Origin of the sequence: Vibrio sp. 1727, assembly GCF_033344415.1 — a bacterium.
Taxonomy (GTDB): domain Bacteria; phylum Pseudomonadota; class Gammaproteobacteria; order Enterobacterales; family Vibrionaceae; genus Vibrio; species Vibrio alginolyticus.
Genome location: NZ_JAWPOT010000301.1, coordinates 1 through 678, shown reverse-complemented (window position 1 = coordinate 678; position 678 = coordinate 1). Strand labels below are relative to the sequence as shown.

At 45.6% G+C, this 678-nt stretch carries 1 protein-coding gene; it reads right to left on the bottom strand.

Annotated elements, in window-relative coordinates:
- Window positions 1-108: 108 nt before the first annotated feature.
- Window positions 109-678: ACT domain-containing protein (locus R8O10_RS25370; protein WP_412035176.1), on the bottom strand; the 570-nt coding region annotated here is incomplete at its 5' end.

The window sequence follows — 678 nt, the reverse complement described above, 5'->3', positions numbered from 1 at the left end:
AATAAAAAGGGCTGCCAATGTGCAGCCCTTTAATTTGTCGTTGTTCCCTCAAAAACCACGTTATGCTTTTGAACCACGGTAGTGGTCACTTGAGGATACAAACCAATGTTATTGTTCGAAGAGCTCTGTATGCAGCTTCTGAATGGCTTGCTTCGCCACCGACTCATTCACAAGGAAGCACAGGTTATGAGGGCTTGCTCCATAACAGATCATGCGTAAGTTCAAATCTTCTAGCGTACCAAACACTTGCTTCGCATAGCCTTTACGTTCACTCATCTTGTTACCAATCAAGGCTACCAAACAAAGGTTATGTTCTACTTCGACCTTACATAACTCTTCCAACTCTTCTCGTGCTGCTTGAGGAAGTTGTGGTGCGCCTCCTGAGGTATCAGTTTGATCCAGTGTGAGTGACACACTGATTTCTGATGTGGTGATAAGGTCTACCGAAATTTTGTGCTTGGCTAAAATCTCAAATACTTTTGCTAAGAAGCCGTACGCATGGAACATGTTCGCACTACGCAGAGTGACCATCGTTTGATTACAACGCAGAGCGAGAGCACGGAACAGCGGTGAGCTTTCGACTTGATGACGAATCCACGTGCCACCTTTTTCTGGTTCTTTAGATGAGCCAACAAAAACCGGGATATCATGGCGCAGAGCAGGGACCAGTGTTGATGG